We start from the raw sequence: 5,590 nt of genomic DNA, 5'->3' as shown, positions 1-5,590 counted from the left end.
AAGGCACCATCCATTTTGTACTATAGAAGAAGGTGCGCGACGGACTCAATGTCCTAGCAAGGCACCATCCATTTTGTACTATAGAAGAAGGTGCGTTGAACCTTGAAAAGTAAACAGCAAGCAAACGCCAATTACTTTGAGTGTAACAGCTTAAAGAAGAATAAAAGCTTATATAAGAAAGAGATATGAGCCGAACTCAAATTCTTTATATGGAGAGTTTGATCCTGGCTCAGGACGAACGCTGGCGGCGTGCTTAACACATGCAAGTCGAACGGTCTACCTCGACAGAAGCCTTCGGGCAGAAGACGAGGACTAGATAGTGGCGGACGGGTGAGTAACACGTGGATAACCTGTCCTTGAATTGAGGATAACTGGGCGAAAGTCGGGCTAATCCTGAATAAGCTGAGAGAGTGGCATCACCCAATCAGAAAAGATGCGATACGCATTGTTCAAGGAGGGATCCGCGGTGGATTAGCTAGCTGGTAAGGTAACGGCTTACCAGGGCAACAATCCATAGCTGGTCTGAGAGGACGATCAGCCACACTGGAACTGAGACACGGTCCAGACTCCTACGGGAGGCAGCAGTGGGGAATCTTCCACAATGGGCGAAAGCCTGATGGAGCAACGCCGCGTGAGTGAAGAAGGTCTTAGGATTGTAAAGCTCTGTCCTCAGGGAAGAACCGTGGATAAAGGAAATGGTATCCACCTGACGGTACCTGGGGAGGAAGCACTGGCTAACTACGTGCCAGCAGCCGCGGTAATACGTAGAGTGCAAGCGTTGTCCGGAATTATTGGGCGTAAAGGGTACGCAGGCGGATAGTAAAGTCAAATGTGAAAGGTGTCGGCTTAACCGACAGATAGCGTTTGAAACTAACTATCTTGAGTGTAACAGAGGAGAGCGGAATTCCTAGTGTAGTGGTGAAATACGTAGATATTAGGAAGAACACCAGTGGCGAAGGCGGCTCTCTGGGTTACAACTGACGCTGAGGTACGAAAGCTGGGGGAGCGAACGGGATTAGATACCCCGGTAGTCCCAGCCGTAAACGATGGATACTAGGTGTTGGAGGTTCGATTCCTTCGGTGCCGGAGTTAACGCATTAAGTATCCCGCCTGGGGATTACGATCGCAAGATTGAAACTCAAAGGAATTGACGGGGGCCCGCACAAGCGGTGGAGCATGTGGTTTAATTCGAAGCAACGCGAAGAACCTTACCGAGAATTGACATCCCGTGACCACCTATGAGAGTAGGGTTTGGCACTTAGTGCCGCACGGAGACAGGTGGTGCATGGCTGTCGTCAGCTCGTGTCGTGAGATGTTGGGTTAAGTCCCGCAACGAGCGCAACCCCTGTTCCTAGTTGCCAGCGAGTAAAGTCGGGGACTCTAGGAAGACTGCCGGTGAAAGTCGGAGGAAGGTGGGGATGACGTCAAGTCCTCATGCCCTTTATATCTCGGGCTACACACGTGCTACAATGGCTGATACAGAGGGGAGCAAAGCTGCGAAGTGGAGCAAATCCTATAAAATCAGTCCCAGTTCGGATTGCAGGCTGCAACTCGCCTGCATGAAGATGGAATCGCTAGTAATCGCAGGTCAGCATACTGCGGTGAATACGTTCCCGGGCCTTGTACACACCGCCCGTCACACCAATCGAGTTGGATGCACCAGAAGTCATCTGCGGATGCCGAAGGTGTGTCCGGCAAGAGGGGTGAAGTCGTAACAAGGTAGCCGTACCGGAAGGTGCGGCTGGATCACCTCCTTTCTAAGGAGAGAGCGTAAGCTTGCTGTTTACCTTTGAAGGTTTCATTAAGAACCTTCTTTTAAATAATATATAAAAAGAAGTAAGAGATAAGAGAGAGGAAGTAGGAACATTGTGGATAAAGATTTTATCCAACTTCAAAGTTTCAACATCCAATCTCTAAAAACAGCACATTGAAAAATACATACAGGAAGTAATAAAGATTAAGCTAGAAAGAGCTTACGGTGGATGCCTAGGTATCCAGAGTCGAAGAAGGACGTGACCGGCTGCGAAAAGCCGCGGGGAGCTGCTAAATAAGCGTAGATCCGCGGATATCCGAATGGGGCAACCCGCCAGCGAGAAGAGCTGGCATCATATATTGAAAGAAGTAGGTATATGAGGGCAAGCAGGGGAACTGAAACATCTTAGTACCCTGAGGAGAAGAAATCAAAAGAGATTCCCTAAGTAGCGGCGAGCGAAAGGGGAGGAGTCCAAACACATACAGTGTAAGACTGCAGTTGTTGCTGTATGTGGGTGAGGGATAATAAAGGGAAGAGCTGCAGAGCTTCCAGAGGTTAAAAAGAGAGCCTAGCCGAAGAGACTGGGAAGTCTAGCCATAGGAGGTAAAAGCCCTGTAGGCAAAAGGCAATCAACCTGATATTATCCGGAGTATCACGGGCCACGAGGAATCCTGTGAGAAGAAGGGAGGACCACCTTCCAAGGCTAAATACTACTGGATGACCGATAGTGAACAAGTACCGTGAGGGAAAGGTGAAAAGAACCCCGGGAGGGGAGTGAAATAGAAACTGAAACCGTAAGCTTACAACAAGTAGGAGGACTATTAGAAAGTCTGACTGCGTACTTTTTGTATCACGGACCGGCGAGTTATTGACCGTAGCGGAAGGTTAAGCCAGAAAGGTGAAGCCAGAGCGAAAGCGAGTCTTAAGAGGGCGGGAGTTATGGTTAATAGACCCGAAACCGAGTGAACTATCCATGGCCAGGATGAAGCGGGTGTAAGAGCCTGTGGAGGTCCGAACCCACTTATGTTGAAAAATGAGGGGATGAGCTGTGGATAGGGGTGAAAGGCCAATCGAACTCGGAGATAGCTGGTTCTCCTCGAAATAGCTTTAGGGCTAGCCTCAGAGTAAGGTAGATGGTTGTAGAGCACTGATTGGACAAGGGGCCCAACAAGGTTACCAAATCCATTCAAACTCCGAATGCCATTTAAAGATCTCTGGGAGTCAGACTGTGGGGGATAAGCTTCACAGTCAAGAGGGAAAGAGCCCAGACCACCAGATAAGGTCCCAAAGTATATGCTAAGTGGAAAAGGAAGTGAGATCGCACAGACAACCAGGATGTTGGCTTAGAAGCAGCCATTCATTTAAAGAGTGCGTAATAGCTCACTGGTCAAGCGGTTTTGCGCCGAAAATGTAACGGGGCTAAAGCATATCACCGAAGCTGTGGATTCTGGAGGTTGGAGGTTAGAGGTTGGAAGTTAGTTAAAGATGGTGAAAAAATGATAAAAAGCTATAAAGATTTAAAAGTATACAAAAAAAGTTATAGCCTGGCATTAGAAATACATCAACTAACTCAACATCTACCAGAGACTGAGAGATATGAATTAGGAAGTCAAATGAGAAGAGCAGCAATTTCAATACCTTTTAGAGGTTAGAAGTTAGAGGTTGGAAGTTAGAAAAACCAACTTAAACTTCAATTTCTAAAAAAGCTGAAAAACTTCTTGAAAGATATGATATATTGGGAAGACAACTTAACACCATGATAGATAAATGGTTTTGAACTTTCCAACTTCCAATTTCTAATCTCCAACTTCTAGAGTGGTAGAGGAGCATTGTGTACGGGAAGAAGCTGTACCGGAAGGAGCAGTGGACTGTACAGAAGAGAGAATGCCGGTATGAGTAACGAAAAAAGGAGTGAGAATCTCCTTCGCCGAAAGTCTAAGGATTCCTGAGGAAGGTTCGTCCGCTCAGGGTTAGCCGGGACCTAAGCCGAGGCCGAAAGGCGTAGGTGATGGATAATCGGTAGAGATTCCGATGCTGCTTTAAATTGCTGGAGCGAAGTGGTGACGCGGTAAAGAGAGTGGAGCATGCGACTGGAGGAGCATGTATAAGCTAAAGAGGTAGGATAAGGAGGGAAATCCCTTTATCCGTTAATACCTTTTAGTGATATGGAGCCAAGAGGGGTGAAGCCACAGGATAAATCGCCAAGAAAACCCACTAGTGAGATTTAAAGCACCCGTACCGCAAACCGACACAGGTAGACGGGAAGAGAATTCTAAGGCGCGCGAGAGAACCCTTGTTAAGGAACTCGGCAAAATGACCCCGTAACTTCGGGAGAAGGGGTACCCATTAGCATTAGCTAGTGGGTCGCAGTGAAAAGATCCAAGCGACTGTTTAGCAAAAACACAGGTCTCTGCTAAGTCGTAAGACGAAGTATAGGGGCTGACGCCTGCCCGGTGCTGGAAGGTCAAGGAGAAGGCTTAGTGCTAGCCACGAAGGTCTGAACCTAAGCCCCAGTAAACGGCGGCCGTAACTATAACGGTCCTAAGGTAGCGAAATTCCTTGTCGGGTAAGTTCCGACCTGCACGAATGGCGTAACGACTTGGATGCTGTCTCAACAAGGGACTCGGTGAAATTAAAATGCCTGTGAAGATGCAGGCTACCTGCGACAGGACGGAAAGACCCCGTGGAGCTTTACTGCAGCCTGATATTGGGTTTTGGTGTAGAATGTACAGGATAGGTGGGAGACAAAGAAGCTGGCATGCTAATGTCAGTGGAGTCGCTGGTGGGATACCACCCTTTCTACAGCGGGATTCTAACTGGAGGCCATAAACTGGTCACAGGACATTGTCAGGCGGGCAGTTTGACTGGGGCGGTCGCCTCCCAAAAAGTAACGGAGGCGCTCAAAGGTTCCCTCAGTGCGGATGGAAATCGCACGGAGAGTGTAAAGGCAGAAGGGAGCTTAACTGAGAGACAAACAGGTCGATCAGATACGAAAGTAGGACTTAGTGATCCGGCGGTATAGAGTGGAATTGCCGTCGCTCAACGGATAAAAGTTACCCCGGGGATAACAGGCTTATCTCCCCCAAGAGTTCACATCGACGGGGAGGTTTGGCACCTCGATGTCGGCTCATCGCATCCTGGAGCTGAAGCAGGTTCCAAGGGTTGGGCTGTTCGCCCATTAAAGCGGTACGCGAGCTGGGTTCAGAACGTCGTGAGACAGTTCGGTCCCTATCCGTCGCAGGCGCAGGATACTTGAGGAGAGCTGTCCCCAGTACGAGAGGACCGGGATGGACACACCGATGGTGTACCAGTTGTTCCGCCAGGAGCACAGCTGGGTAGCTAAGTGTGGCAAAGATAAGCGCTGAAAGCATCTAAGCGTGAAACAGACTCCAAGATAAGGTATCCCACTGTCTGGAGGTTAGAGGTTAGAAGTTAGATGGTTGGGAAGATAATTAGATTAAAAGTTGAGGCATCCAACTATTAATTTCCAGCTTCCAATCTCCAGACAGGTAAGATCCCTTAAAGAAGATAAGGTAGATAGGCCGGAGGTGGAAGTGCAGCAATGTATTAAGCTGACCGGTACTAATAGATCGAGGGCTTAATCATATATACTTTCTGTGTGTATTTTTGAATGTGTTTAAAATTTAATATTTCCGGTGGTAATTGCGGAGGGGAAACACTTGTATCCGACGGACAAGGAAGTCCTAGTGCCCTGAGGGGCACAGGATGTGCCGGGTCCGAAGGGCCCATTTCGAACACAAAAGTTAAGTCCTCAAGCGCCTATGGTACTGCACTGGTAACGGTGTGGGAGAGTAGGTCACTGCCGGATCCTTTTTT

General features: G+C 48.4%; 3 rRNA genes. All 3 read left to right on the top strand.

The features are described 5' to 3' along the window. Positions 1-206: 206 nt before the first annotated feature. The 3 genes from DER71_RS11550 (at position 207) to rrf (ending at position 5,582) form a co-directional block, all read left to right on the top strand. Positions 207-1,757, top strand: a 16S ribosomal RNA gene (locus tag DER71_RS11550). A gap of 198 nt (positions 1,758-1,955) precedes the next feature. Next, a 23S ribosomal RNA gene (locus DER71_RS11545) occupies positions 1,956-5,359 on the top strand. Positions 5,360-5,405: 46 nt separating this feature from the next. After that, positions 5,406-5,582, top strand: a 5S ribosomal RNA gene (gene rrf, locus DER71_RS11540). The 16S, 23S and 5S rRNA genes sit together here, the layout of an rRNA operon. The last annotated feature ends 8 nt before the right edge of the window (positions 5,583-5,590 follow it).

The organism is Halanaerobium sp. DL-01 (assembly GCF_003338615.1).
Classification (GTDB): Bacteria; Bacillota; Halanaerobiia; order Halanaerobiales; family Halanaerobiaceae; genus QPJE01.
Note: the sequence above shows the minus strand (reverse complement) of the source record. Positions and strands in the feature narration are given on the sequence as shown.